This is a genomic window from Pseudonocardia sp. HH130629-09 (assembly GCF_001294645.1).
Taxonomy (GTDB): Bacteria; Actinomycetota; Actinomycetes; order Mycobacteriales; family Pseudonocardiaceae; genus Pseudonocardia.
Map to the genome: position 1 here is coordinate 2,341,857 of NZ_CP011868.1, position 25,413 is coordinate 2,367,269.

Below are 25,413 nucleotides of genomic sequence, written 5' to 3' on the forward strand. Positions count from 1 at the left end.
CGTCGCACACGCCGGGAGCCACCGTGAGCCAGCAACCGTCCGCCGCCGAGCCGAGCGCGCCGGAGGCGCAGCCGAGACGGGCCGCCCTGGCCGCGTGGGTCGGCAGCGCCCTGGAGTACTACGACTTCTTCATCTACGGCACCGCTGCGGCGCTGGTGTTCAACAAGGTGTTCTTCCCCGACTCGAGCCCGGTGGCCGGCACGCTGCTGTCGCTGGCGACCTTCGGTTTCGGCTACGTCGCCCGCCCGCTCGGCGCGGTGCTGTTCGGACACATCGGCGACCGGTTCGGCCGCAAGAAGGTCCTGGTCTCGACGCTGATGATGATGGGCGTCGCGACGTTGGCGATCGGCTTCCTGCCGACCTACGGCCAGGTCGGCGTGCTCGCGCCGGTGCTGCTGGTGACCTGCCGGCTGCTGCAGGGCCTGTCCGCAGGCGGTGAGCAGGCCGGCGCCAACTCGATGACCCTGGAGCACTCGCCCCAGCACCGGCGCGCGTTCTTCACCAGCTTCACGCTGTCCGGCACCCAGGGCGGGCAGATCATCGCGACCGCGGTGTTCCTGCCGATCGCGCTGCTCCCGGAGGAGGCGCTGCTGTCCTGGGGCTGGCGGGTGCCGTTCTGGGCGAGCGTGCTGGTGATGGTCGCCGGCGTGCTGATCCGGCGCACCCTGCACGAGACCCCGGTCTTCGCGACGGAGGTGGCCGACGTCGAGAGGTCCCCGCGGGCCGCGGAGCAGCTCCCGATCGCCGCGCTGTTCCGTGACCACTGGCCGAACCTGCTGCGCGTCAGCCTCGCCGCGACCGTCGCCTCGGTCAGCACCCTGATGACGGTCTTCGCGCTGTCCTTCGCGGTGAACACCGTGGGCCTGGAGCGCTCGACGATGCTGTGGGTCGTCGTCAGCGCGAACGTCGTGGCCCTGGCCGCGATCCCGCTGTTCGCCACGCTGTCCGACCGGGTCGGACGCCGCCCGGTGTTCGTCGCGGGCGCGCTGGGCAGCGCGGTCCTGCTCGCCGTCCACCTGTGGGCGGTGTCCACCGGCGAGTACCTGCTCGTGTTCGGCGCGGGCATCCTGCTCTCCGGGGTGATCTACAGCGCGGCCAACGGTGTCTGGCCCTCGTTCTACGGGGAGATGTTCCCGGCCAAGGTCCGCCTGACCGGCATGGCCGTCGGCACCCAGATCGGCTTCGCGTTCGGCGGTTTCGCCCCGACCATCGCCGCCGCGCTGGCCGAGAACAGCGTCACCGGCTGGCTGCCGGTCGCCGTCTTCGGCGGCGTCATCTGCCTGGTCGCGGCGGCGTCGGCCTGGTCGGCCCGGGAGACCGCGCACCAGACCCTCGACGAGATCGAGGCCGGGTTCGGGACCCGCGACCGGGCCCCGGCCCACGTCTGACCGACCGCACCGCAGCGGGGCCCGTGGCGTCACGCCACGGGCCCCGCCGGCGTCCCGGCCGCGGCCGCGAGCAACCCGACGACGTCGCCGGGGTCGGCGGCCCGGTCGGTGCGCCACACCGCGTCGGTGCCCAGCCGCACCTGCGCCCCGATCACCGGCAGCACGTGCACGGGCTCCCCGACGAACGCCTTGTGCGTCGCCCCCGACTCCAGTCCGACCAGCGTGAACGCCTCCCCGGAGGCGACGACGTGGGTCAGGTCGCCGGGGTTGTGGGTGTCGAGCTCGATCCGTCGGTGCACCCCGTGGCGGGCCAGCAGCTCCCCGGTGGCCCGGTAGACCGACGGGGCGGCGTCGTAGCGGATGGACACGTACGGCAGGTCCGCCAGCTCCTCCAGGGCGACCTCGGTCCGGTCGTCGAAACCCCGCCCGTGCCCGACGGCGACGGCGGCCGGCCGGGTCTCCACCCGTCGTGCGCTCAGCCCGGGGTCGTCGACGGCGCCGTGCACGAACGCCAGGTCCAGCTCGCGCCGGGCGACCGCGCGGGCCAGCTCCGCGGAGGTGCCGGGGCGGATCCGCACCGCCAGCTCCGGGCGCGCGGCCCGCAGACGCTCCAGGAAGCCGTCGCGGACCGCTGCCGTCACGTCCGGCGCCATCCCCACCACGACGACCGGGTGCCCGTCGGCGGCGGCGAGCGCGCCGGGCAGCGCCTCGACCCGGGCGACGATGTCCCGGGCCCGCGGCAGCAGCGCCCGCCCGGCCGCGGTCAGCGCCATCCCGCGCGCGGACCGGGTGAACAGCGGCGCGCCGAGCTCCCGCTCCAGGTCGCGGACCCGTCGCGACAACGGCGACGCGGCCAGGTGCAGCCGGGCCGCCGCCCGCGTCAGGTTCAGCTCGTCGGCGACGGCGAGGAAGTAGCGCAGATGGAACAGCTCCACGGGGCATGACCCTAGAGGTCACGCCCAGGTGCGGTCATCGGTCCTGGTCGTGGTCCTGACCGGCGGCCTACCGTGACCGGCATGGCCTCCCGTCCCGTGCGTATCGCGAACGTGTCCGGCTACCTCGGCGACCGGTACACGGGAGTCGACGAGGCGATGGCCGGGGACCCGGTCGACGTCCTCATGGGCGACTACCTCGCCGAGATCACCCTCGCCGCGCTCGCCGCCGCGGCCGGGCGCGGCGGGCCCGGCTACGTCGCCTACGCCCTCGACCAGCTCACCCCGCACCTGCCCGAGATCGCCCGCCGCGGGATCCGGGTCGTCACCAACGCCGGCGGGTTCGACCCGGCCGGGATGGCGCAGGAGCTGCGTGACCGGATCGCGGCGGCCGGGCTGTCGCTGCGGGTCGCCCACGTCGCCGGGGACGGGGTGTTCGACCGGCTCGCCGACTTCCACGCCGACGGCCACGGGCTCGAGCACCTCGACACCGGGGCCCCGCTCAAGGACTGGGGGTTCGCCCCGATCACCGCGAACGCCTACCTCGGCGGGTTCGGGATCGCCGCCGCGCTGGCCGCCGGCGCCGACGTCGTCGTGACCGGGCGGGTCACCGACGCCTCGCTGACCGCGGGGCCGGCGGCCTGGTGGCACGGCTGGGGCCCCGACGACGTCGACGCGCTGGCCGGGGCGGTGACCGCCGGGCACGTCATCGAGTGCGGCGCGCACGCCACCGGCGGCAACTTCTCCGGCTTCCGCTCGGTGCCCGGCATGCTGCGCCCCGGGTTCCCGATCGCCGAGGTCGCCGCCGACGGCTCCTCGGTGATCACCAAGCACGCCCGCGACGGCGGCACGGTCACCGTCGACACCGTCACCGCGCAGCTGCTCTACGAGATCCAGGGCCCGCGCTACCTGAACCCCGACGTCACCGTGCACCTGGACACCGTGCGGGTGAGCCAGGAGGGACCGGACCGGGTCGCGATCGGTCCGGTCACCGGGTCCCCGCCGCCGCCCACGGCGAAGGTCGCGGTGTTCGCCCCCATCGGCTACGAGATCTCCACGATGCTGTTCTGCACCGCTCCCGACGTCGAGGGCAAGGTGGAACTGCTGCGCAACCAGCTGCGCGCGGCGCTGGAGGGCCATGTCGACACCCTGGAGGTCACCCCGCTCGGCGTCGCGGCGGTCGACCCGCCGACCCAGTGGGCGGCGACCGTCCCGATCCGGGTGATCGCAACCGCCCGCGAGAAGGAGCCGCTGCTCCGGTTCGCGTCGGCGGTCGGGTCGCTGTACCTGCAGGGCTTCCCCGGGTTCCACCACGACGGACACGCGCCGCGGGCGTCGCAGCCGTGGCCGCGGATCGAGTACTGGCCCGCGCTGCTGGAGTCCGCGCTGCTCGAGCACCATGCCGTCCTCGACGACGGCAGCCGGGTCGAGGTCCCGCGCGCCTCGCGGACCGCGACCCCCGACGAGACCGCACAGCCGGTGCACCCGGAGCCGGACCTGCCCGCGCCGACCGGCCCGCCCGTCGAGCTGGGCGAGTACACCTGGGCGCGGGCCGGGGACAAGGGCGGCAACGCCAACGTGGGCGTCTGGTGCCGCGACCCCGCGCACTGGGACTGGCTGCGTGCCACGCTGACCACCGAGCGGGCGGCCGCGCTGCTCCCCGAGGCCGGGGGTCGCATCGTCCGCCACGAGTTCCCGCACCTGCGCGCGGTGCACCTGGTGCTCGTCGGGCTGCTCGGCTCGGGCGGCTCGGCCAACCTGCGCGTGGACCAGATCGGCAAGTCCGTGGGCGAGTACCTGCGGGCCAAGCACGTGGGAGGACCCACCGCATGACCACCCCCGCCGCTGCCACCACCGGTGAGGCCACTGCCGGTGACGCCACGGCCGAGCGCATCCTCGCGGCCCCCGCCACCGACGACGCCTTCGACTCCGGCGCCGCGCTCGACGGGCTGCTGGGCTGCGTCGGGATGAGCGGCGCCGACGCCGGGGGGTGTCTCTATGTGGTTGTCAAGCCGCGGCGAGGGCCGGATCGGGTTCGGTAACCGTCGGTGGGGTGTAGGGCGTGTGGTCGCGGAGCATCGCGAACAGGACGTCCGTGCGGCGGCGGGCCAGGCAGATCAGGGCGGCGTTGTGGCGCTTGCCCTGGGCTCGTTTGCGGTCGTAGTAGGCGCGGCTGGTCGGGTCGGCGAGACTGGCGAACGCCGAGAGGAACAGCGCGGACTTGAGGGCATGGTTGCCGCGTTGGGAGCGGGTCTCGCCCTTGATCGAGGTCCCGGATCGACGCGTGACGGGTGCGAGCCCTGCGTAGGCGGCCAGGTGCCCGGCGGTGGGGAACGCGGATCCGTCGCCGACGATGGTGAGAATCTTGATGGCGGTCCTGACTCCGAGTCCGGGCATCGAGGTCAGGACCGGCCCAAGAGGGTGGGCCTCCAGGCGGGCCTCGAGCTCAGCCGCCAGATTGCCTCGTTCGACGTGGACGTCACGTAGCTGCGCGGCGACTCCGCTGATGACGCGGGCGAAGGCGGCCGTGCCGGCGACCACGAGTGTCTGGGCGTCGAGGGCGGCCAGGATCTGGGTGGGCAGGGTCCGCGCCAGGCGCGGCGAGCGCGGTCGCATGAGCTCGGCGATGCCGCTCTCGCCGAGCTGGCGCAGAGCCGCGGGGGTGGGTGCGGCGGCGAGCAGGTCCTGGACCCCGCCGCGATCCAGACGGGGTCCGAGCAGCCGTTCCAGAGCCGGATGAATGTGCAGCAGGGCGTCACGCAGCCGGTTGGTCAGCCGCGTGGATTGCCCGGCGAGGTCGTCGTCGTAGCCGGCCAGCACCGACAGCTCGGCGAGGGTCTCGTCGTCGCTGCCGACCCGGCGCAGCGTGTGCGGCATGCTGCGTGCGGCCTCGGCGATGACGTGAGCATCGCGGGCGTCGGTCTTGCCCTGTCCGGGGTGCAGGTCGGCGATCCGGCGCATCGCCAGCCCAGGCAGGTAGGCCATGTCGATACCCAGGCTGCGGGCGACCGCGACGGCCAGCGCGCCGATCGAGGCCGGTTGATCGACTACCACCAGCACCCGACCGTGCTCCGCGAGCGCGGTGAATACGGTGCGCAGCGCGGTCTCGTCGTTGGGCAGGGCCTTGTCGTGCACCCGCTTGCCCGCAGTGTCGAGCGCGCAGGCGTGGTGTTCGGGCTTGCCCACGTCCAGCCCGCAGAACACTGCGAACGGCACCGCTTCGATCTCCTCGGACAACCGGCGCCCTTCCGTCGTCGTGGCAGACCAGCCTGGACACCCGCGCCGGCAGCCACGTTACGAGCAGACCACGCAAGCGGGTCAGGTCTCTATCAGCGGTCGTTGGCGCCCTCCGACCACGGTGACAACACCCCCCAGATCATCAACGACAGGGGCAACGAGTCATGCCGTGGCCGGTGGCCTGCAAGCCCTCACCGGGCTTGATCAAGAAGGTAACGGGGGCGGGTCGCGTTCGTCGGTGCCGACCCGGTCGTGCCCAGCGCGCTGCGCCTCGGGGGTGGTGCGGCCGTCGCGCTCGCCGCGAAGTCGGTCGGGATGGCCGCGGTGCATCGCGACCGCGGCGGCGACGGCCAGGACGTCACCGTCGACGTGCGGCGCGCCCCGCACCGGCTCTGCCCGTTCTACGACCGCCGCTGGGAGCTGGTGAACGGGTACCCGGCCGCCAGCCCGGCGATCACCTCGCAGGCGCTGGGTTTCTCGTTCCACCGCACCCGCGACGACCGCTGGGTGATGCCGCTCAACCCCTACCCCGCACTGCGGGCCCGGGCCGAGACCTTCCTCGGGGCCCCGGAGAGCGGCGTCGCCGACGCGGTCGCCCGGTGGGACGCCGCCGAGCTGGAGGAGGCCGCGAGCGATGTCGGCATCGTCATGCCGATGGCCCGTACCCCCGGCGAATGGCTCGCGACCGAGCAGCACGCGGCGCTGGCCGGCACTGCGCCGATCACCCTGCGCCGCATCGGCGACGCGCCGCCCGAGCCGTTCCCGCAGCGCCGCCGCGCCGACCTCCCGCTGGACGGGCTGCGCGCGCTCGGGATGGGCCACGTCATCGCGGGCGCCGGGACCGGGCGGGCGCTGGCCCTGCACGGCGCGGACGTGCTGAACATCTGGCGCCCCACGGAGTTCGAGCACGACAGCACCTACGTCACCGCGAACGTCGGCGTCCGGTCCGCCACGGTGGACCCGCACACCGCCGACGGCGCCGCGCTGCTGCGCGGGCTGCTCGCCGACGCCGACGTGTTCTACGCCAACCGCCGCCCCGGCTACCTGGCCCGGCTCGGGCTGTCCGCCGAGGAGGCCGCCGCGGTGCGACCGGGCATCGTGCACGCGACGAACACCCTGCACGGGCCGATCGGGCCGTGGGCGCACCGCGTCGGGTTCGACCAGTCCGCGGGCACCCTGGTCGGGATGATGACCCTGGAGGGCGGCTCGGCCACCGACCCGACGGTGACGCCCCGGCTCTCGCCGATCCTGGTCGTCAACGACTACATCGTGTCCTGGCTGACCGCCGCCGGGATCGCCGCGGCCCTGCGCCGCCGCGCGGTGGGGGGTGGGTCCTGGGCGGTGGAGGTGTCGCTGGCCCGGGCCGCGCTCTGGATGCTGGAGCTCGGGGTGCTCGACCTCGGCTACGCCCGCGAGGTCGCGGGCACCGGGGAGCGGCACGCCTACCCCGCCCCGGAGACGTTCACCGCGCAGACCCCGCTCGGGCACTACCAGGGGGTGACCGACCAGGTCACGATGAGCGCGACGCCGGGGGAGTACCGCACGGTCCTCGTCCCGCGCGGCTCCGGGCGTCCGGAGTGGCTGCCCCGCTGAGGCCGGGGCCCGCTGACCCGTCGACCCGCCGCTCGACGGCCATGATCGTCAGGACGAGCGCGGCACCCGCCGCGGCCTGCTCACGAGCCCGACCACGGCGCCGAGCCCGAACACCGCGATGTAGGCCAGGTCCAGGTCGCGCACCGCACGTAGGGTCGGCTCGTAGAGCCCGAACACCGACAGCAGGGAACGAGCCGGAGAACCCCGGCAGCACCAGCGCGCACACCGCGACCGCCGCGGCCAGCCCGACCAGGAGCATCGGCGGGCGGCCGTCGCCGACGACAGGGGGAGCCCACCGACGGCGAACGTCGCCGCGAATGCGACGACGACCAGCGCCCACTCCGGCAGCCCGCGCAGCCGCCCGGTGATCCGCATGGGGAGCACCACCGACGCGGCGACCATCCCCAGGAACACCGCCCGAGCGCCGACGGGGTGGTCCTCGATCAGCCCCGGGAGGACCTGCGAGGCCGCCAGCACCGTGCCCAGCCCCACGGGCACCAGCAGGCCCCGGTCCAGCCGTCGCAGCTCCTCGCGGGGCGTCACGTCACCGCCCGCCGCGCCCGGCAGCAACGCCCGGGCCGCGCCGACGAGGTGCGCACCCTGGGCGATCAGGCGCTCGTAGATCCCGACGATCAGGGCCATGGTCCCGCCGCTGACCCCCGGGATGGTCTCGCCCACGCCGATCGCGGCCCCACGGGCCAGATGAACAACGGACATACGCGACAACACAGGCCAGGACGGTGCCGATCGGGCGACGAACGGCGACAGACGGGTGAACTCTCGTTCGCATCACCAAGGATCGGGGCAACCGGTTGCGTGCCGATACGTCCGAGGAGACGTACGCACCATGACGATCGGGGGACTGACATGGACGGGTACGTCCTGCACCGCACCGCCCGCTGGGCCGTGACCATCGCCGCCTGCGGAGCGGTGCTGGCCGGCTGCGGGGGCGGCGGCGACTGGCCGACCGCCGCCGGCTCCGGCGGCACCTCCACGCCGCCGAGCACCGCCGCACCGACGACGAGCACCCCGGTGTCCGACGCCGGGAACCCCGGGGCCGGTGCCGGTGCCGGCGGCGCGCACACCGGCACCGGGGGGACCGAGGCGGGCGGCGACGAGCGCTGCCACACCTCCGAGCTGGCCGGCTCGGTCGCGGCCGACCCGGGCGGCGGGGCCGCGGGCTCGTCGTACGTGACGCTGACGCTGCGCAACCAGAGCGGCCGCACCTGCTACCTGCGCGGCTTCCCCGGCGTGTCCTACGTCGGCGGCGACGACGGCCACCAGATCGGCCCGGCCGCCGCGATGCAGGGTGGGCACGGCGACCCGGTCCGGCTCGCCCCGGGCGGGAGCGCCGGTGCGACACTGCGGGTGGTGAACGTGCGCAACTTCGACGAGGCCGCCTGCCGCCCGACGGCGGTTCGCGGACTGCGCGTCTACCCGCCCGGCGAGACCGACTCGCTGTTCGTCCCGATGGAGGGCACCGGCTGCGCCGCCAGCCCGCCCGGGGACCAGCTGGTGATCCAGGCGTTCACCGCTCGCTGATCCGCGTCTGGGCCCGGTCCGCCGCGGACCGGGCCCCGCGGGGCCACGGGCGGCCGCCACGACGTGGAGGAGACGACCCCGCATGACCCCGCACGAGCGCTCGGCCACGCCCCGCAGACGCGGCGACGTCGCGGCTCTCGGCCACCGGCTCCACGACCTCGACGGAGCGTCCTACCGCTCCTACCAGGACCTCACCGGAGTCTGGACGGGGGAGCACGGCTACGACCTCGAGATCCGGACGGTGCAGGCCGACCCGTTCGCGCCGCCGTCGCGGCTGCGGGTGACCGTGCCCGCCCGGACCGCCGGGCTGCCGCCCGGCCTGTACGACGGACCCGTGCGGGCGCGTGCCCTCGCCGGGTTCCTGGCCCGCGCCCTGCGCCGCGCCCTGGAGCGCAGCACCGTGCGGATCGACGCGGGTGGCCAGGAGGTGCTCGACCGCAGTGCGGTCCGCATCCGGCCCGACGGGACGGTCGTCGCCGAGCCGTCGGTGCCGCTGCCCGGCCGGGGTCGGCGGATCGACGGCCGGGCGGCGGTCGCGGAGGTCACGGTCGCGCTGCCGCGCGCGGTGCTGGGGGCGCTGCGCTGGGAGACCGCCGACACCGCCGCCGCCGAGGAGTTCGTGGAGACCGTCGTCGACGCCGGTGCCCTGCGCGACGCGCTGGCCGGTCGCGGCCTGGTCGGGTTCGTCGCCGACGGCGCGGTGCTGCCGCGGGCATCCGGCGTCGACGACCGGCCGCTGGTGGGCGGGGTGCCGTTCGTCTCCCCGCCGGAGCTGCGCGTGAGCCTGGAGGTCCCGCACCGCGGCACGGTGACCGGCATGGGCGTCCCCGACGGCGTCACGCTGATCGTCGGCGGTGGCTACCACGGCAAGTCCACGCTGCTGCGTGCGCTGGAGAACGGCGTGTACGACCACGTCCCCGGCGACGGACGCGAGCTCGTCGTCGCCCGCGCCGACGCGGTGTCGGTGCGCGCCGAGGACGAGCGGTCGGTGCAGCGCGTCGACGTGTCGGCCTTCGTCACCGGCCTGCCGTCCGGGAACCCCACCGACGACTTCTCCACGGAGTCGGCGTCCGGCTCGATCTCGCAGGCCGCCGCCACGGTGGAGGCGCTGGAGGCCGGCGCCGGCGTGCTGCTGATCGACGAGGACACCGCAGCCACCAACGCCATGATCCGCGACGACCGGATGCGCGCGCTGATCCCGGCCGAGCCGCTGGTCCCGTTCGCCGAGCGGGTCCGGCCGCTGCACCGCGGGCACGGGGTGTCCACCGTGCTCGTCATGGGCGGCTCGGGGGAGTACCTCGCCCGCGCCGACACCGTGATCCTGCTGCAGGACTACGTCGCCTCCGAGGTCACCGGCCGGGCCCGGGAGATCGCCGGACGGTCCGACGAGGCGACCGACGCCGCGTTCCCGGCGTTCGCCCGCCGCGAGTTCGACCCCCGCACCGTGGACGCCTCGGTACGTGGGCGGCGCAGGATCACCGCCCGCGGCCGCGGGCGGCTCACCTTCGGTGCCGAGGACATCGACCTGTCCGCGGTGGCCCAGCTCGCCGACCCCGGCCAGACCACGGGGGTCGGGTACGCCCTGGCCGCCCTCGACCTGCGTGGGGTCACCCTCGCCGAGGCATTGGAGCGGCTGGAGGAGGCCGTGTGTCACGGCGGGACCGATGCGATCACCCGGGGCGCGCCGGTGGACGTCGCGGTGCCGCGACGGCACGAGGTCGCGGCCGCGCTGAACCGGTTGCGACGCGCACGTGTGACGCACCTCCACGGAAACGGTCAGGTCTGACTGTTAGAGTGCCTCCGAGCACGTGCACCGACGCACCGTCACCGGAGGACCCCATGACCGAGACCGCCCAGCGGGACCTGAACGGCCGCACCATCGTCATGTCCGGCGGCAGCCGCGGCATCGGCCTCGCGATCCTGCTCGCCGCCGCCCGCCGCGGCGCGAACGCCGTCATCCTGGCCAAGACCGACCAGCCCGACCCGCGTCTGCCCGGCACCGTGCACACCGCGGTCGCCGAGATCGAGCAGGCCGGGGGCAAGGCCGTCGCCGTCGTCGGGGACGTGCGGGTCGAGGCGGACGTGGAACGCGCCGTCGCCACCGCCGCCGAGACCTTCGGCGGCGTCGACATCGTCGTCAACAACGCCAGCGCGCTGAACATCAGCGGCACCGCCGATGTGACGCCCAAGCGCTACGACCTCATGCAGTCGATCAACTCGCGCGGCACCTACCTGCTGACCCGGACCGCGCTGGACCACCTCAAGGCTTCCTACGACGCGCAGGTCCTCACCCTGTCCCCGCCGATCAACCTCGACCCGAAGTGGCTCGGCGCGTTCCCGCCCTACATGCTCTCCAAGTACGGCATGTCGCTGCTGACCCTGGGCTGGGCGCACGAGTTCGCCGGTGACGGCATCCGGGCCAACTGCCTGTGGCCGCGCACCACCATCGCGACGGCGGCCGTGACGAACCTGCTGGGCGGTGACCAGGTCGCCGGGCGCGCCCGTACCCCCGAGATCATGGCCGACGCGGCCCTGGCGATCCTGACCGATCCGGCGCGCCCCACCGGGCACACCTTCATCGACGACGAGGTGCTCGCCGCGCACGGCGTCACCGACCTCACCCCCTACGGCGACTCCGAGCACAACGACATCGACTTCTTCCTCGAGGGCACCGACCCGGCCGACCTGCCGGTGTGAGCGCCGCGCGGCTCCCAACGGTGACCGGTTGACCCCATCGGGTGACATCCGGAACCGCCGGGAGTCCGCGGGCGACCTCTCCCGACGGCGCGGGCACACCGCCCGCCACACCCGGACCGACGACGAGGAGCACCCGAGTGCGACACATCGCCACCTTCTGCGGCAGCTGCAACTGCGGATGCCCCGAGCTGTTCGTCGACGACGCCGCCGTCCCGGAGAAGCGGATCGTCATCACCGACGACTTCGGCCAGCGCGTGCAGATGAGCGTCGACCAGTTCGCCGACCTCGTCGCCTCGGTGCGCAACGGCGTGCTGGACGAGCTCGTCGCGGGCTGAGCCGCTACGCGGTCGCGGGGCCGCCGGGAACAGTCCCGGCGGCCCCGTCGTCTGTGTGCGGGCCGCCGAGGGGGCCCTCGGCGGGGTGGCCGGCCGGGTGGTCGGGTGTCCCGGCGAGCCGGCCCGCGAGGTCGGCCAGCGCGTCGCGCAGCGGCGCGGCGCGCTCGCTGAACCCGGCCTGGGCGCGGGCGTACTCGGCGCGTCCGGCGGGTGTCTCGATCCGCACCGGGTCGAACCCGTGGCCGGACAGGTCGTAGGGGGAGGCGCGCATGTCCAGCTCACGGACGTCCGCGGCGAGGGCGAAGCAGTCGGCGACCAGCTCCGACGGTACCGCCGGGGCGAGCTTGTAGGCCCACTTGTAGAGGTCCATCGTCGCGTGCAGGCAGCCCGGCTGCTCCATCTCGACCTGCCGCTCGCGGGTGGGCACGAGCTCGTTGCGCGGGGCCGCGGCGTCGGTGAAGAACCGGTAGGCGTCGTAGTGGGTGCAGCTGATCCGCGCCGACTCGACGACGGCGTCGGTGCCCGCCCGCCCGAGACGCAGCGGCACCGTGTCCCGGTGCCGGGCGTCGTCGGTGCGGTAGACCATCGCCCACTCGTGCAGGCCGAAGCAGCCCAGCCGGGGCGGCCGGGACCGGGTCGCGACCAGCAGCCGGTGCACGAACGCCGCGGTCGTCCGGAGCCGCTGCGGGGCCGCCGCGGGGTCGAACAGGACCGTGCCGTCGGGCCGGGTGACGTGGCCGGGGCGGTGGGCGAGTTCCGCGGCGTCGGCGAGCGCGACGCCGGGGCCCGGGTCCCAGCGCTCCAGCTGGGCGGGGCGGTGGGAGTAGTAGGTGAACAGGAAGTCCCACACCGGGTGCGGCTCGCCGCGCCGTCGCCGCTCGCGGTGCGGCCCGGTCCAGGCCGCGACCCGCTCACGGTGGGCCGCCGCCCGTGCCCGCCAGGTCGCGCCGTCGAGGACGGGGACGGTGGCGCCCGGGGCCGAGACGCGCGGGGTCGGCCCGGGTGAGGTCGGCACGGACGGGGGCGGCACGGACGGCGGCGGCACGGTGTCCGACCGTACGACGCGCGTGGGTCAGGCCGGGGTGCCGGGGGCGTGGGTGGCGTCGCGGACGCTGCCCACGAACGCCTCGGTGAGGTCCTCCATGGTGACCACGCCGACGGTGGTGTCGTGCTCGTCTACGGCGCGGGCCAGGTGTGCCCGGGCGGCCCGCAGCGTGGCGAGCGCCTCGTCGAGGCGGGCCGAGGCCGGGACCGACGGCAGGCTGCGGACCCGCTGCGGCGGGATCGTCGCGGACTCGGCGTCGGCGAGATCCAGCACGTCCTTGACGTGCAGGTACCCGGTCAGCCTGCCCTGTGCGCCGCGGATCGGGAACCGTGAGTACCCGGTCCGCTCGACGGCCTCGGTGAGCGCGGAGACCGTCGTCGTCCCGCCGGGGCCGGCGTCGAGGCACACCAGGTCCTCCAGCGCGACGACGACGTCGGAGACGGTCGCCTCCGCCGAGGACAGGGTCCGCTCGATCCGCGAGCTCTCCGAGTCGTCGAGCAGGCCCTCACGGCGCGAGTCGCCCAGCATCTCGGCGAGCTCCCCGGTGGTGAACGCGGTCTCCAGCTCGTCGCGCGGGGTCACCCCGACCAGGCGCAGGGTGGCGTTGGCCATCGCGTTGAACAGGTCGATGAACGGGCGGGTGACCCGGGTCCACACCAGGAACGGGGGACCAGCAGGATCGCCGCGCGCTCCGGGCCCGCGATCGAGATGTTCTTCGGCACCATCTCGCCGAGCATCATGTGCGCGACGACGACGATCATCAGCGACACCGCGAACGCGACCGGGTAGGCGAACGACTCCGGCACCCCGACCGCCTCGAGCGGACCGTCGATGAGGTGCGCCACGGCCGGCTCGCCGAGTCGGCCGAGCAGCAGCGACGCGATGGTGATGCCCAGCTGGGAGGCCGCGAGCATCCGGGACAGGTCGTGCGAGGCGTCGAGGACCCGCTGCGCCCCGGCGGAGCCGGCGTCGGCCATGGCCTCCAGGCGGTCCTTGCGGCCGGAGATCAGCGCGAACTCCGCGGCGACGAAGAAGGCGTTCACCCCGAGCAGGGCGACGGCGGCGAGCAGTGCGAGCAGGTCGTTCACGCCGGCACCGTCCCGTGCCCGGCGCCGTGGTCGGAGCTGTGGTCGGCGCTGTGGTCCGTGCTGCGCTGCACACGGATCTCGGCGACCCGGTTGCGGTCGCGGCGCAGGACCTCCAGCGTCCACCCGTCGACCTCGACGGTGTCGCCGACATCGGGGATCCGGCCCAGCCGGGCCACGACCAGCCCGGCGAGGGTCTCGTAGCCCCCGGGCGGCATCCGGAACCCGGTCACCTCGTCCACCTCGTCGTCGCGCATCAGGCCGGACAGCGCCAAGACCCCGTCGCCGAGGCGGCGCACCCGGTTCTGCTCGCCGCGGTCGTGCTCGTCGCGGACGTCGCCGAGGATCTCCTCCACCAGGTCCTCCATGGTCACCAGACCGGCGGTGCCGCCGTACTCGTCGACGACGACGGCGGTCTGCAGCCCCGCCGCCCGCAGCCGGGTCATCAGCTCGTCGCCGTCCAGCGACGACGGCACGGTCTCGACCGGCCGGGCCAGGTCCCGCACGGCGGTGTCGGCGCGGCGGGCCGGCGGCACCGAGAAGGCCTGCTTGACGTGCACCAGGCCCAGCGGGACGTCCGGGTCGCCGTCGACGACCGGGAACCGGGAGAACCCGGAGCGGCGGGCCAGCGCGACCAGGTCGGTGACGGTGTCGGTGGCGTCGATGGTCTCCACCCGCACCCGCGGGGTCATCAGGTCCTCGGCGACGCGGTCGGTGAAGCGCAGCGAGCGCTCCAGCAGCACCGCGGTGCCCGGGTCGATGCTGCCGCTCTCGGCACTGGCCCGCACCAGCGAGCTCAGCTCACCGGGTGAGCGGGCCGAGCGCAGCTCCTCGGCCGGTTCGATGCCGAGCCGGCGCACGATGGCGTTGGCCGCGCTGTTCAGGCCGGTGATGAGCCAGCGGAACGCCGAGGCGAACCCGGCCTGCAGCCACACCACCGAGCGCGCCACCTCCATCGGGTGGGCGATCGCGAGGTTCTTCGGGACCAGCTCGCCGAAGACCATCGACAGCACCGTCGCCAGGACGAGCGACAGCACGGTCGCGGTGCCCGAGGCGATCCCGGCGGGCAGACCGACGGCCTCCAGGACCGGCCGGATCAGCTCGGCGACGGCGGGTTCGGCGATGTAGCCGGTGGCCAGGGTGGTGGCGGTGATCCCGAGCTGGCAGCCGGACAGCTGGAACGACAGCCCGGCGTGCGCCCGCTGCACCGCGCGGGTGCGGCGGTCGTCCCGGCGGGCGACGGCGGCGTCGATGCGGCTGCGTTCGAGCGCGGTGAGGGAGAACTCCGAGGCGACGGACACGGCGGTTCCCAGGGTGAGCGCGGCGACCGCGAGCAGCCCGAGGACGGAGAGCAGGACGGACACGGAGTTGATGGCCTCCATCGGGGAGAAACGGTGCACGACGATACGGCGGCCGCGCCGGGACCGCGCGACGGGAGCTGCGAGTCGGCAGCTGCGAGTGATGTCACGGCGTCCCGACGGTGATCCCGGCCGTGACCGGGGTCTAGGTTGGTCAGCCATGACCACGGCGACGTCGCCCTCCGCACCGTCCCCCGCGCCACCGGGCCCCCCGGACGGCGGTCGGGTGCCGGTGAGCGGGGCCCCGACCGCAGCGCACCGGTGAGCGCACCGCAGCCGACGCCCCCGTCGGAGCGCGCGTCCCCCGCGGCCGCGACGCACCCGCAGTACGGCGGCCGGCGCAGCTCGGGCCTGGCCCGGGGGAGCGCCTCACCGTTCGTCGATCTCGACCGCCGCTCCTGGTCGCAGCTCGCGTCGTCGACCACGGTGCCGCTGTCGGCCCAGGAACTCGACCAACTGCGCAGCTACGGCGACTTCGTCGACCTCGACGAGGTCCGTGAGGTCTACCTGCCGCTGTCGCGGCTGCTGAACCTGCACGTCGAGGAGGGCGGTCGGCTCTACCGGGCCTACCGGCGCTTCCTCGGCTCGGGCGGGGCCCGGACCCCGTTCGTGATCGGGATCGCGGGTTCGGTCGCGGTCGGGAAGTCGACCACCGCGCGGCTGCTGCGCCTGCTGCTCGCCCGCTCCCCGGAGCACCCCGACGTGCAGCTGGTCACCACCGACGGGTTCCTCTACCCCAACGCCGAGCTGCAGGCCCGCGGGCTGATGGAGCGCAAGGGCTTCCCGGAGTCCTACGACCGCCGCAAGCTGCTGCGGTTCGTCTCCGAGATCAAGGGCGGCCGCCCCGAGGTCACCGCCCCGGTCTACTCGCACCTGGTCTACGACATCGTCCCCGACGAGCAGCTCGTGGTCCGCAGCCCCGACATCCTCATCGTCGAGGGGCTCAACGTGCTCCAGCCCGCGGTCGCGGGCGCGCTGACGGTGTCGGACTTCATCGACTTCTCCGTCTACGTCGACGCCGCCACCGCCGATGTGCGCCGCTGGTACGTGGAGCGGTTCCTGCGGTTGCGCCAGACCGCGTTCCGGGACCCGCAGTCGTTCTTCCGCCGCTACGCCGAGCTCGACCACGACGCGGCCGTCGCCCGGGCCGAGCACATCTGGGCGACGATCAACCAGCCCAACCTGGAACAGAACGTGCTGCCCACCCGCTCACGGGCCAGCGCCGTGCTGACCAAGGGCCCGAACCACGACGTCACGCGGGTGCGGCTGCGCAAGCTCTGACCAGCGCCGTGGTCAGGGCCTCGGCCGCCTCGCCGACCCGGGCTGCGGAGCAGGTCTCGTCGGTGACGTGGGCCAGCTCGGGGTCGCCGGGCCCGTACACCAGCACCGCCGGGTCCCCGAGCGCAGGGACCAGCACCGACGCGTCGGTGAAGTAGGACGCGAACGCCGCCGGTCCGTCGTGGCCGAGCGCGGTGGCGACCGCCCTGGCCCGCGGGTCGGCCGGATCGGTGCCGCCGGCGGGCAGGTCCAGGCGCACCTCGACGTGGGGGAGCCCGCGGTGGGGCGTCCCGGCGAGCGCGGCGTGGGCGACCGCGGCCACCTCGTCGCGGGCCGCGGCGGCGTCGAGACCGGGCACCAGACGCAGGTCGACCTCCAGCTCGGCGCGGTCGGGCACCAGGTTGGGCTGCAGTCCGGCGTGCAGCGTCCCGGGGTTGGCGGTGGCGGCGCCGTGCGTCGCGCTGACGGGCCAGGTGTGGTCGTGCAGCGCCGCCGCGACCCGCCCGAGCGCGACGAGTGCGTTGTCGCCCAGCTCCGGGCGCGATCCGTGGGCGCTCACCCCGTGCTGCACCAGCCGCAGCCACAGCACGCCCTTGTGGCCGTGCAGCACCCGGTTCGCGGTCGGCTCGGCCACCACCAGCAGCGGCGACGGCTCCAGGCCGGTGAGCAGCCGGGCGCCGTCGCCGCCGGTCTCCTCGCCGAAGGTGAACACCAGCTGCAGTGGGGTCGCCGGGGTGCTGCGCAGTGCCGCGACGACGAGCGCGGCCACCCCGGCCTTCATGTCGGTGCTGCCGCGCCCGCGCAGCCGCCCGTCGACGACGTCACCGGCATGCGGGTCGAACGACCAGCCGGCCGGGTCGGCGGGGACGGTGTCGAGGTGCCCAGTGAGGGTGACGGGTGGGCGGCCGTCGCCGCGGCGGGCCACCAGGTTCGCCCGCGCCGGGTCGGCCGGGTCGGGCTCGGTTCGCACGGTGAATCCGCCGACGTCGAGCAGGCCGGCGAGGGCGTCGGCGGCCGCGCGCTCACCGCCGCCCCGGGTGTCGAGGGCGATCAGCGAGCCGGCGAGCGCGACGGGGTCGGGGGTCTCCATCCCCGCGACACTGCCACGACCCCGTCGCCGTCGAGGGCCGATGCCATTGCTCATCACTTCTTTGGCAGAATGGGGCGATGAGTGAGGGATCGGGCAGCGAGTCCGGCGGCTCCGGCGGCACCGTGGTGTCGAACCGCTTCGAGACGAGCGACGACGAGGTGGCCTCGCGGCTGCGGCTGGCCGTGGGCCGGCTGAACCGCCGGATCCGCATCGACGGCTCCGAGTCGCTGCCGCCGCTGCAGCTGTCGACCCTGGTCACCGTCGAGCAGCACGGCCCGCTGCGCCTGTCGGAGCTGGCCCGCCGGGAAGGCGTGACCGCACCGACGATGTCCCGGGTGCTGTCCGCGCTCGACGACCAGGGCATGGTCGAACGCGCCGCCGACCCGGGCGACGCCCGCGGCGTGCTCATCTCGATCTCCGCCGACGGGCTGGACCGGCTGCGCGAGGTCCGCAGCCAGCGCACCGCGCTGGTCGCCCGCCGGCTCGACCGGCTCGACGCCGCCCAGCGCGCCGCGCTGGAGGCCGCGCTGCCCGCGATCGAGGCCCTGATCGTCGCCGACGAGGACTGAGCGCCGCGGGGCCCTCAGGCCTCGGCGCCGTCGACGGTGACCACGACCCGGGAGCCGTCGTCCCGGCTGCCGCCCGCGACGGCACGCAGCCCCGCGACCCGCGCCGACTCCGGCAGTGGGTCGGGGTAGTGCCAGAACACCTCGGCCAGCCGGGTCCCGCCGGGCAGGTCGGCGTGCTCGTAGTGCGCCTCGCCCTTGTAGGGGCAGCGGGTCCGCAGCCCGCTCGGCGTGGTCGGTACGGCGACGTCGGCGGCGGGCAGGTACCAGCGGTTCGGCAGTCCGGTCTCCGACAGCACCCACGGGCGCTCCGAGCGGGCGAGGACCGTCCCGACGCCGTCGGTCGCGACGTGGGTGACCACGACCTCGCGGTGGGTCGGGCGCACGTCGACCCGGGTGTAGGGGTCGGTGAGGTGGGCGAAGACCTCCTCGTCCTCGTCGTACCAGGCGTCGGCGGCGCTCCAGTACAGCGCGGCGAGCCCGCGCAGCCAGGGCGCGGCCGCGACGGGCTCCGGGTAGTGCCAGACCGCGTTCTCCGCGGTGCGGTCGCCGACGACCAGCGAGCGGTAGGACGCGTCTCCCTTGAACGGGCAGTGCGTGGTGTGGTCGGTCGCGACCAGCACGTCCTGGTCGAGATCGGCCTCGGGGACGTAGAGCACGGGCAGCAGGTTCGACTCGTGCAGCAGGAAGCCGCCACGGGTGTCGAGCACGGTGCGCCCGGCGAACTCCGCCCGCACCCGCCTCGGGAACGGGTGCATCAGCAGCTTGTGCGGCGGGCCCTCGATCGCGTAGTTCACCGTCGTCGGCGCGGAGGACGACAGCGGGCCGTCGGTGCGGGTCAGTCCCATGTGGCCTCACCTCGTGGGTGGTCGTGCGGGTCGGTACCCACACAACCACCCACGGGGCGAACCTGCCACGGGGCCGGGAGCGACGGTGACAGCGAGAGGTGCACGACTACAGCGAGAGCTGCACGTCGTAGTCGCCGATCCAGGTGTTGAGGTCGATGATCCGCTCCAGCTGCATCCGGCGGCCCATCGAGTTGGCCTCGTGCCCGCCGCCGGCGTCGAGCCGTCGCCGGACGGCCGCGCGCTCCACCAACGGCGCGACGGGCGCGTCGTCGCCCTGGCCGAGGACCCCGGCGACCTGGTCGCGCAGCGACTTCTCGTAGGAGTCGTCCTGGGTGGAGGGGTAGGGGCTCTTGACCCGCTGGACCACCGACTCGGGCAGCAGGTCGGAGGTGGCGTGGCGCAGCAGCGACTTCTCGCGGCCGTCGAAGGTCTTGTGCGCCCACGGGGTGCCGAAGACGTACTCGACCAGGCGGTGGTCGCAGAACGGCACCCGCACCTCGAGCCCGACCGCCATGCTCATCCGGTCCTTGCGGTCGAGCAGCACCGGCAGCCAGCGGTCAGGTACAGGTAGCCGATCTCGCGCATCCGCCGCTCGTGCGGGTCGTCGGCGGCCGGGCCGGTCAGCTCGGGCACCTCGGACAGTGCCGTCCGGTACTGGTCCTCGACGTAGTCGGGCACGTCGAGCTTGGCCCACAGTGCGCCGTCGAACAGGCCGGGGTCGGCGGGGTCGTGGTTCATCATCCGCCCGGCGAGCCACAGGAAGGTGTCCGCGGCGACGGTCTCCGGGTCGTGGAAGTCGCGGTACCCGCCGAAGACCTCGTCGGCGGACTCCCCGGACAGCGCGACCGTCGACTCCTTCCGGATCGCGGAGAAGAGCAGGTAGAGAGAGGAGTCCATGTCGCCGATGCCGGCCGGCAGGTCGCGGGCGTGCACCGTGGCCCGGCGCACCGCCGGGTCCATCATGTCCTCGGTGCGCAGCACGATGTCGCGCTGCCCGGTGCCGACGTACTCGGTGACCTCGTGCACGTAGGGGGTGTCCGGGGTGCCGCGGGCGTCGTCGGCGACGAAGTTGTCGGCGTAGCCCACGGAGTCGACCGCGAACGACCGGACGGTGCCGTCGACGTGCTTCGCGGCCGGCGCGGCGAGCGCCGAGGAGTCCAGCCCGCCCCGACAGCAGGGTGCAGAGCGGCACGTCGGCGTAGAGCCGGCGCTGCGCGGTGTCCTCCAGCAGCTCGCGGACGTGGTGCACGGTCGTGTCGACGTCGTCGGTGTGCCCGGTGTCGGTGAGCTGCCAGTAGCGCTCCTCGCGGATCCCGCCGTCGCGGGAGACCCGGACGACGCAGCCGGGCGGGACCTCGCGCATGCCGCGGAACACCGCGTTGGACATGTCGGAGACGAACGCCAGTGCCCGGCGCAGCCCCTCGGCGTCGACCACCCGCTCGGCCTCGGGGTGGGCCAGGATCGCCTTGGGCTCGGAGCCGAACAGCACCAGCTCGCTCGTGCCGGAGTCCCACAGGGCGTAGGCGAACATGCCGTTGAGCCGCCGGGCGACCTCACGCGGGTCCTTCGCGCCCCACTCGCGGTGCGCCCGCAGCACCACCTCGGTGTCGCTGGGAGGTCCGGAACCGGTGCCCGGCGGCGGCGAGCTGCTCGCGCAGCTCGCGGAAGTTGTAGGTCTCGCCGGAGTGGACCATGTGCAGGGCGGGGGCCCCGCCCTCGTCGAGGGTCATCGGCTGGCGGCCGCCCTCGACGTCGATGACCGCGAGCCTGCGGTGGCACAGCGCCGCGGGACCCTGGGCCCACACACCTTGCTGGTCCGGTCCGCGGCAGGACATCGCGTCGTTCATCGCCGCGAGGGTGCGGGCGTGCTCGTCCGCCCCCAGGTCGTGCCGGTCGTCGATCCAGCCGCAGATTCCGCACACGGTAGAGCGCCTCCTCGATCTCGTGCCCGGACCACGTCGTCCGGCGGATCGATCGCAACGCTAATGATTGCGGTACGCAACAAGGAGGAAGTGCGAGGTGCGGGCCCTGTCCGGTGCTGGGTGGTTCATCCCGCAGTCTCGGCGACGCGCGTCGCCGATCACACCCGTTCGGAGCAGCACCGTTGCGTGAAGGCGCACGAACCTTTCGATCGGCTTACGTGATTGCGATCGTCAATGTTGCGGCCCGCAACCTGTGTAGCATGCGAAACATGACCGAACGTCCGATTGGCCCGATTGACGACGACGCCACCGTGGCGACCGGCGGCGTCGCCACGGCGACTCAGGACCCGCTGCACTCGCTGGAGAAGCAGATCACGCTGCTGGTCCGACGCACCATGGAGTCGGTGTGGTCCCACGGGTACGGCACGAACGACGCCGTGGACCGTTACACCTATCCGGTGCTCATGCTCCTCGACGACGAGGGCCCCCTCTCGCTGACCGCGCTCACCGGCAAGCTGGGGGTCTCCAAGCCCACCGCCAGCCGTCAGGTGTCCCGGCTGTCGCGGGCCGGCCTGGTCGATGTCTCCCCGCACGAGCGCGACCCCCGCTCGGTCAGCGTCACCCTCACCCCGGCCGGGCTGGCTGCCCGCGAGCAGGTCCGCGAGGCCCGCCTGGCCCCGCTGCGCGAGGTCATCGCGCACTGGCCGACCCACGACCGCGACTCCCTCGCCGAGCTGCTCGACCGGTTCAACACCGACCTCGACCTCTTCGTGCGCTGACCCCGCTCCACCCGCCCCGGACGCACCCGGGCACCCGCTGCTCCGCCGGGCCCCGCGCGGGTGATGCGATAGTGGGCAGTCCGGGTGGCTGCACCCGGAGCGAGTTCGGGGGTGAGGACGGGCGTGGACGCGCTGGTGGCGCTCGTCGCCGGAGTGCTGGACGGCATCCGCGGGCTCGGCGTGCCGGACGTGTGTCCGGGGGACTGGGCCTGGTCGGTCACCGCGCTCGGCGTGCTCACCGGGCTGCTGCCCACTGCGGGCGCGGCGCTAGTCGCGCTGCTGCGCCGCGGGATCGGCTCCGGCTCCTCCTCGGGCTACGGCTCGGCCGAGTCCGTGCTGCTGGCCGGGATCGGGGTGCTCGCGGCGGGTCTGCTCCCGCTGGCCGTGTTCGTCGGAGCGGGCGGGGTGTTCAGCCGCGCGACCGCGGGGGTGCCGGCCGTGCCCGGCCTGAGCCAGTCGGCGACGTCGTCGATCCGGGTCGAGACCTGCAGCGTCGTCGGGACGCAGAGCAGCTACCTGGGCCGGGGCACCGTGGCCGGGTCCATCGGCGGTGACGTCGTCACCTCGGTCACCTCCGTCGCCCTGCTCGGTGTCGTGCCGCTGCTCGCGACGGTGCTGGTCGCGGTCCAGGCGCGCACCGCACTGCGTCGCGGGCCCCGCTGGCCCGCCAAGTTCTTCTGGCTCCCGCTGTTCTCGCTGATCGTGCTGACCGGCGGGGTCCCGGCGGGCACCGCCGAGCACCTGTGGGTCGGCGTCCTCGCCGCCAGCCTGGTCGGGGTGCTGGTCGTCCCGCTGTTCCCGGTGCCGTCGCGCGCGAGGATCGAGCGGATCCGCGCCGGGCGCGACGTGCCGGCCCGACGTGCCGAGCCGTCCGCGGCGGGCCGTATCGGAACCGGGTCGTCCCGGGCCGGCCGTGCCGGCGGCGACGGGCTCGCCCCGCAGTCCGGCGCCGCCGCGACGCCCAGCGTCGCCGAGCGCCTCGCCCAGCGCTTCTCCGCCCGCGAGAACCCGGGCGGCCCCGGGACCGGCGGCGCCCGCGGGCCGTCGTCGGTCGAGCAGTCCGCCCCCTACGTCGGGTTCGCCGCCGCCCCCCGTCCGCCGGCCGGCTACGGCGCACCGCCCCCCGTGGCCTACGCGCCCGGCCCGGCCGAGCGCCCGCCCGCCGGACCGCCGCCGTTCACCGGCCCGGCCGCCCACCCGGCGGCGGGACCGCTGCGCGGCCCGGTGTCGGGAGCGGCCCGTGGCCCCGTCTCCGGCGCGGGACGGCCCCCGGCGGGTCCGCCGCGTCGGCCGACACTCGTCGCGCCGGTGCCGGGCGGGCCGCCCCGTGCCCCCCGGTTCCGGCTGCTGCGCCGCCTCGGTGCCGGTGGCTTCGGCGGGGTCTGGCTGGCCCACGACGCGAAGCTCGGCCACACCGTCGCGGTCAAGTCCGCGCACGCCGCGGACCCCGAGACCGAGGAGCGCATCCGCCGCGAGGCCGCCGCGCTCGGGGCGCTGCGCCACCCCTGCTGCGTGCAGATCCACGACCTGCTGCACGCCTCCTCCGACCCGGGCCTGCAGGGCATGGACGGCCTGGTCATCGTCATGCAGTACGTCGACGGCATGTCCCTGGGCCAGCTCGTCGGCGAGCAGGGCCCGGTCGACGACATCTCCGCGGCCCGCATCTGGACCGGCATCGCCGGGGCGCTGCACACCGCGCACCGCGCCGGGGTGCTGCACCGCGACATCAAGCCGGGCAACATCGTCGTCGACCCGCAGGGACACCCGCACCTGATCGACTTCGGGATCGCGCGCAAGCAGGGTGACTCCACGCTGACCCAGACCGGCTACGTCCTGGGCACCCCGGACTACCTGGCGCCGGAGGCCGCGGCCGGCAAGCCCGCCTCGCCCGCCTCCGACGCCTGGCAGCTCGCCGCGGCGGTGTCGTTCGCGCTGAGCGGGCACCCGCCGCGCGGGGAGTCCGCCGACGCCGTCGCCGGGCTGCGGGCGGCCGCCGCCGGGGCCAAGCTCACCCACCTGCCGAGCCGCACGGCGCACCTGGCGCTGCTCAAGCAGGCGATGCGCACCGAGCCGCACCGGCGCCCGGACCTGCCGACGGTGCAGGCCAAGCTCGACGGCTGGCTGCGTCGCCACGGGCACCGCACCGACGGCCCGGTCACCGCGATGCTGGAGTACCGCCGCGGCTGACCGCCGTCCGCTCGGGCCGCGCCGGGCCGCTCAGAGCCAGGCCTGGACGAACAGCCGCACCGCCAGGCCGAGTCCAGCGACCGCGATCGCGATCCGCACGAACCGGGCCGGCAGCCTGCGGGCGACGACCGGGCCGAGCCGCCCGCCGACGAGCAGGCCCAGCGCCAGCGGGGGCACCGCCGCCCACGCGACGTCGCCGAACACCGCGAAACCGACGGCGGCGACCGTGTTCGCGGCCCAGGTCAGCACGTTCTTCAGCGCGTTCGCCCGCAGCAGGGTCGCGCCCGGCAGCGACAGAGTGAGCGCCAGCATCATCACCCCGGCCGCCGCGCCGAAGTACCCGGCGTAGACGGCGACCCCGAACACCGCCAGCGCGACGCCCGGCCCGGGCGGACGGGGCTCGCCGGCCGCGGGCGGGCGCAGGAGGAGCAGGGCCGCGGCCGCGACGAGGAACGGCACGATCCGCTCGAAGCCGCCGGCGGGGGTGAGCAGCAGCAGCCCGGCCCCGGCCGCGCCGCCGAGCACCGCCGGGCCGAGCCAGCGACGCAGCCGTGGCCCGGCGCCCCGCAGCTCCGGGCGGGACCCGGCGACCGCTCCGGCCCCCTGGAACAGCATGCAGACGGTGTTGGTGACGTTCGCCGTCGTCGGAGGCAGCCCGACGGCGAGCAGCGCGGGGTAGGAGAACAGCGAGGCGAGCCCGGCGACCGAGCCGATGAGGCCGGCCGCGACGCCGGCACCGAGGAGCGTGACCAGCTGCCACAGGGTCATGGGGTCACCGGCGGAGCATCTCGTTGTGGATGCACAGGACCCTACCCGCCGCCCCGTGAGGGGCACGACCACGCCACAATGGCGCCGATCGGCGCAGCGACCTGCGTCGGAACAGGGGATGGTCGTGGGTCCGCGCGTGGCCGGGGCGGGTGCCGCCCTGCTGCTCCTGCTCGTGGGCTGCGGCGCCGCCGGCCCCGGCTCGCGCCCGGCCACCTCGTCACCCGCCGCTGCGGCTCCGGCCACCCCGGCCCCGGCAACTCCCGACCCGGCCACCCCGGTCCCGGCGAGCACCCCGGCCGACCCGGCCGACGAAGGCCCGGCCGGGCCGTGCACCGGTGACACCCTCGACGTGTCCGCCACCGCGCCCCGCACCGACGGCCCGGCCGAGGTCTCCTACCTGGTGTTCCGCAACATCGGCGACGGCGCGTGCGTGCTCGACGGCTACCCGGGGGTGGCGTTCGTGGCGGGCAACGAAGGGACCCGGGTCGGGCCACGGGCCGCGATCGACGGGCCCCGGGCGCGGGTACGGCTGGCTCGCGGCGCCGCCGCGACGGCGCCGCTGCGGGTGCGGGCGACCGCCTCGTACCCGGAGGCCGACTGCGTCCCGGAGCAGGCACGCGGGCTGCGGGTCACCCCGCCCGGCGGCAGCGGTGGGAGGTCCGTGCCGCGTCCCGGCCCGGTGTGCTCCGCCGACCCGGCGCCGCCGCAGACCACGGTGGGGTCGGTCGAGGCCCGGTAGGCCGCGGCCCGGTCGGCAGGAGCT

21 protein-coding genes and 2 pseudogenes are annotated in these 25,413 nt (G+C 74.9%); 13 read left to right on the forward strand and 10 right to left on the reverse strand.

Going from position 1 to position 25,413, the window contains the following annotated elements; genetic code table 11:
• Positions 1-23: 23 nt before the first annotated feature.
• On the forward strand, positions 24-1,388 hold the full coding sequence (locus tag XF36_RS10785; RefSeq protein ID WP_060711895.1) for an MFS transporter: 1,365 nt from the start codon (positions 24-26) through the stop codon (positions 1,386-1,388).
• A 29-nt stretch (positions 1,389-1,417) separates the two neighbouring features.
• Here XF36_RS10785 and XF36_RS10790 read toward each other — a convergent pair whose 3' ends face one another.
• The gene (locus tag XF36_RS10790) at positions 1,418-2,323 is read right to left on the reverse strand and encodes a LysR family transcriptional regulator (RefSeq protein WP_060711896.1); all 906 of its coding nucleotides are present in this window, start codon (positions 2,321-2,323) and stop codon (positions 1,418-1,420) included.
• 81 nt (positions 2,324-2,404) lie between these two features.
• On the opposite strand from XF36_RS10790, the gene XF36_RS10795 reads away from it, so the two are divergent.
• Entirely contained in the window at positions 2,405-4,153 is a 1,749-nt protein-coding gene (locus tag XF36_RS10795; RefSeq protein ID WP_060714591.1) for an acyclic terpene utilization AtuA family protein, read from the forward strand.
• Positions 4,150-4,362 (forward strand): hypothetical protein, encoded by a 213-nt coding sequence (locus XF36_RS10800; RefSeq protein WP_060711897.1) that lies wholly within the window; start codon positions 4,150-4,152, stop codon positions 4,360-4,362. The genes XF36_RS10795 and XF36_RS10800 overlap by 4 nt, the downstream gene beginning before the upstream one ends.
• Here XF36_RS10800 and XF36_RS10805 read toward each other — a convergent pair.
• Positions 4,328-5,557 (reverse strand): IS110 family transposase, encoded by a 1,230-nt coding sequence (locus XF36_RS10805; RefSeq protein ID WP_060711898.1) that lies wholly within the window; start codon positions 5,555-5,557, stop codon positions 4,328-4,330. The two genes, XF36_RS10800 and XF36_RS10805, sit on opposite strands and share 35 nt — an antisense overlap.
• Positions 5,558-5,809: 252 nt before the next feature.
• Between XF36_RS10805 and XF36_RS10810 the strand changes: the two genes are divergently transcribed.
• Positions 5,810-7,150 (forward strand): CoA transferase, encoded by a 1,341-nt coding sequence (locus tag XF36_RS10810; protein ID WP_145981327.1) that lies wholly within the window; start codon positions 5,810-5,812, stop codon positions 7,148-7,150.
• A 48-nt stretch (positions 7,151-7,198) separates the two neighbouring features.
• Here XF36_RS10810 and XF36_RS10815 read toward each other — a convergent pair whose 3' ends face one another.
• Positions 7,199-7,867 carry a DUF368 domain-containing protein gene (locus tag XF36_RS10815; RefSeq protein ID WP_082375326.1) on the reverse strand — a complete coding sequence of 223 codons (669 nt, stop codon included), beginning with the start codon at positions 7,865-7,867 and terminating at the stop codon, positions 7,199-7,201.
• Positions 7,868-8,017: 150 nt separating this feature from the next.
• On the opposite strand from XF36_RS10815, the gene XF36_RS10820 reads away from it, so the two are divergent.
• The 4 genes from XF36_RS10820 to XF36_RS10835 all read left to right on the forward strand — a co-directional run bounded on the left by XF36_RS10820 (position 8,018) and on the right by XF36_RS10835 (position 11,724).
• The gene (locus XF36_RS10820) at positions 8,018-8,692 is read left to right on the forward strand and encodes a DUF4232 domain-containing protein (RefSeq protein ID WP_060711900.1); all 675 of its coding nucleotides are present in this window, start codon (positions 8,018-8,020) and stop codon (positions 8,690-8,692) included.
• An 82-nt stretch (positions 8,693-8,774) separates the two neighbouring features.
• Positions 8,775-10,478: an ABC-ATPase domain-containing protein gene (locus XF36_RS10825; RefSeq protein WP_060711901.1), complete on the forward strand. Its 1,704-nt coding sequence runs from the start codon at positions 8,775-8,777 to the stop codon at positions 10,476-10,478.
• A gap of 53 nt (positions 10,479-10,531) precedes the next feature.
• Positions 10,532-11,389 carry an SDR family oxidoreductase gene (locus tag XF36_RS10830; RefSeq protein WP_060711902.1) on the forward strand — a complete coding sequence of 286 codons (858 nt, stop codon included), beginning with the start codon at positions 10,532-10,534 and terminating at the stop codon, positions 11,387-11,389.
• A 137-nt stretch (positions 11,390-11,526) separates the two neighbouring features.
• A complete protein-coding gene (locus XF36_RS10835; protein ID WP_060711903.1) occupies positions 11,527-11,724 on the forward strand; it encodes a hypothetical protein in 198 nt (65 codons plus the stop codon).
• 4 nt (positions 11,725-11,728) lie between these two features.
• Here XF36_RS10835 and XF36_RS10840 read toward each other — a convergent pair whose 3' ends face one another.
• The 3 genes and pseudogenes from XF36_RS10840 to XF36_RS10850 form a co-directional block, all read right to left on the reverse strand.
• A complete protein-coding gene (locus tag XF36_RS10840) occupies positions 11,729-12,739 on the reverse strand; it encodes a 3-methyladenine DNA glycosylase (protein WP_414706238.1) in 1,011 nt (336 codons plus the stop codon).
• 57 nt (positions 12,740-12,796) lie between these two features.
• Positions 12,797-13,857: pseudogene (locus tag XF36_RS10845) on the reverse strand (hemolysin family protein).
• The gene (locus XF36_RS10850) at positions 13,854-15,236 is read right to left on the reverse strand and encodes a hemolysin family protein (protein WP_060711904.1); all 1,383 of its coding nucleotides are present in this window, start codon (positions 15,234-15,236) and stop codon (positions 13,854-13,856) included. Before XF36_RS10850 ends, XF36_RS10845 begins: the two are co-directional and overlap by 4 nt.
• Positions 15,237-15,563: 327 nt before the next feature.
• On the opposite strand from XF36_RS10850, the gene coaA reads away from it, so the two are divergent.
• Positions 15,564-16,493 (forward strand): type I pantothenate kinase, encoded by a 930-nt coding sequence (coaA, locus tag XF36_RS10855; RefSeq protein WP_060714592.1) that lies wholly within the window; start codon positions 15,564-15,566, stop codon positions 16,491-16,493.
• On the opposite strand, the gene XF36_RS10860 is transcribed toward coaA, so the two are convergent.
• A complete protein-coding gene (locus XF36_RS10860; protein ID WP_060711905.1) occupies positions 16,465-17,580 on the reverse strand; it encodes a M20/M25/M40 family metallo-hydrolase in 1,116 nt (371 codons plus the stop codon). The genes coaA and XF36_RS10860 overlap by 29 nt on opposite strands.
• 77 nt (positions 17,581-17,657) lie before the next feature.
• Here XF36_RS10860 and XF36_RS10865 point away from each other — a divergent pair, with 77 nt between their 5' ends.
• Positions 17,658-18,149 carry a MarR family winged helix-turn-helix transcriptional regulator gene (locus XF36_RS10865; protein ID WP_082375327.1) on the forward strand — a complete coding sequence of 164 codons (492 nt, stop codon included), beginning with the start codon at positions 17,658-17,660 and terminating at the stop codon, positions 18,147-18,149.
• 14 nt (positions 18,150-18,163) lie between these two features.
• Here the strand turns inward: XF36_RS10865 and XF36_RS10870 are convergent, their stop codons facing one another.
• Together XF36_RS10870 and XF36_RS35550 are read right to left on the reverse strand one after the other, a co-directional pair.
• Positions 18,164-18,994 carry a DUF427 domain-containing protein gene (locus XF36_RS10870; protein ID WP_060711906.1) on the reverse strand — a complete coding sequence of 277 codons (831 nt, stop codon included), beginning with the start codon at positions 18,992-18,994 and terminating at the stop codon, positions 18,164-18,166.
• Positions 18,995-19,100: 106 nt separating this feature from the next.
• Positions 19,101-20,916 (reverse strand): annotated as a pseudogene (locus XF36_RS35550) (asparagine synthetase B family protein).
• Between the two features lie 269 nt (positions 20,917-21,185).
• On the opposite strand from XF36_RS35550, the gene XF36_RS10880 reads away from it, so the two are divergent.
• Together XF36_RS10880 and XF36_RS10885 are read left to right on the forward strand one after the other, a co-directional pair.
• Positions 21,186-21,695, forward strand: coding sequence for a MarR family winged helix-turn-helix transcriptional regulator (locus XF36_RS10880; protein WP_075333431.1), 510 nt, complete (start codon positions 21,186-21,188; stop codon positions 21,693-21,695).
• A gap of 123 nt (positions 21,696-21,818) precedes the next feature.
• Complete coding sequence (locus XF36_RS10885) at positions 21,819-23,882, forward strand: serine/threonine-protein kinase (RefSeq protein ID WP_060711908.1); 2,064 nt, start codon at positions 21,819-21,821, stop codon at positions 23,880-23,882.
• 30 nt (positions 23,883-23,912) lie between these two features.
• Here XF36_RS10885 and XF36_RS10890 read toward each other — a convergent pair whose 3' ends face one another.
• Positions 23,913-24,650 (reverse strand): sulfite exporter TauE/SafE family protein, encoded by a 738-nt coding sequence (locus XF36_RS10890; protein WP_060711909.1) that lies wholly within the window; start codon positions 24,648-24,650, stop codon positions 23,913-23,915.
• Between the two features lie 124 nt (positions 24,651-24,774).
• Between XF36_RS10890 and XF36_RS10895 the strand changes: the two genes are divergently transcribed.
• Complete coding sequence (locus XF36_RS10895; protein WP_168169491.1) at positions 24,775-25,389, forward strand: DUF4232 domain-containing protein; 615 nt, start codon at positions 24,775-24,777, stop codon at positions 25,387-25,389.
• The last annotated feature ends 24 nt before the right edge of the window (positions 25,390-25,413 follow it).

What these genes read in the sequence shown, in the direction of transcription:
- XF36_RS10850 (WP_060711904.1), bottom strand. Translation starts at nt 15,236, where the DNA reads ATGGAGGCCATCAACTCCGTGTCCGTCCTGCTCTCCGTCCTCGGGCTG.
- XF36_RS10820 (WP_060711900.1), top strand. Translation starts at nt 8,018, where the DNA reads ATGGACGGGTACGTCCTGCACCGCACCGCCCGCTGGGCCGTGACCATC.
- XF36_RS10860 (WP_060711905.1), bottom strand. Translation starts at nt 17,580, where the DNA reads ATGGAGACCCCCGACCCCGTCGCGCTCGCCGGCTCGCTGATCGCCCTC.
- XF36_RS10825 (WP_060711901.1), top strand. Translation starts at nt 8,775, where the DNA reads ATGACCCCGCACGAGCGCTCGGCCACGCCCCGCAGACGCGGCGACGTC.
- XF36_RS10830 (WP_060711902.1), top strand. Translation starts at nt 10,532, where the DNA reads ATGACCGAGACCGCCCAGCGGGACCTGAACGGCCGCACCATCGTCATG.
- XF36_RS10800 (WP_060711897.1), top strand. Translation starts at nt 4,150, where the DNA reads ATGACCACCCCCGCCGCTGCCACCACCGGTGAGGCCACTGCCGGTGAC.
- XF36_RS10890 (WP_060711909.1), bottom strand. Translation starts at nt 24,650, where the DNA reads ATGACCCTGTGGCAGCTGGTCACGCTCCTCGGTGCCGGCGTCGCGGCC.
- XF36_RS10795 (WP_060714591.1), top strand. Translation starts at nt 2,405, where the DNA reads ATGGCCTCCCGTCCCGTGCGTATCGCGAACGTGTCCGGCTACCTCGGC.
- XF36_RS10865 (WP_082375327.1), top strand. Translation starts at nt 17,658, where the DNA reads ATGAGTGAGGGATCGGGCAGCGAGTCCGGCGGCTCCGGCGGCACCGTG.
- XF36_RS10870 (WP_060711906.1), bottom strand. Translation starts at nt 18,994, where the DNA reads ATGGGACTGACCCGCACCGACGGCCCGCTGTCGTCCTCCGCGCCGACG.
- XF36_RS10815 (WP_082375326.1), bottom strand. Translation starts at nt 7,867, where the DNA reads ATGTCCGTTGTTCATCTGGCCCGTGGGGCCGCGATCGGCGTGGGCGAG.
- XF36_RS10880 (WP_075333431.1), top strand. Translation starts at nt 21,186, where the DNA reads ATGACCGAACGTCCGATTGGCCCGATTGACGACGACGCCACCGTGGCG.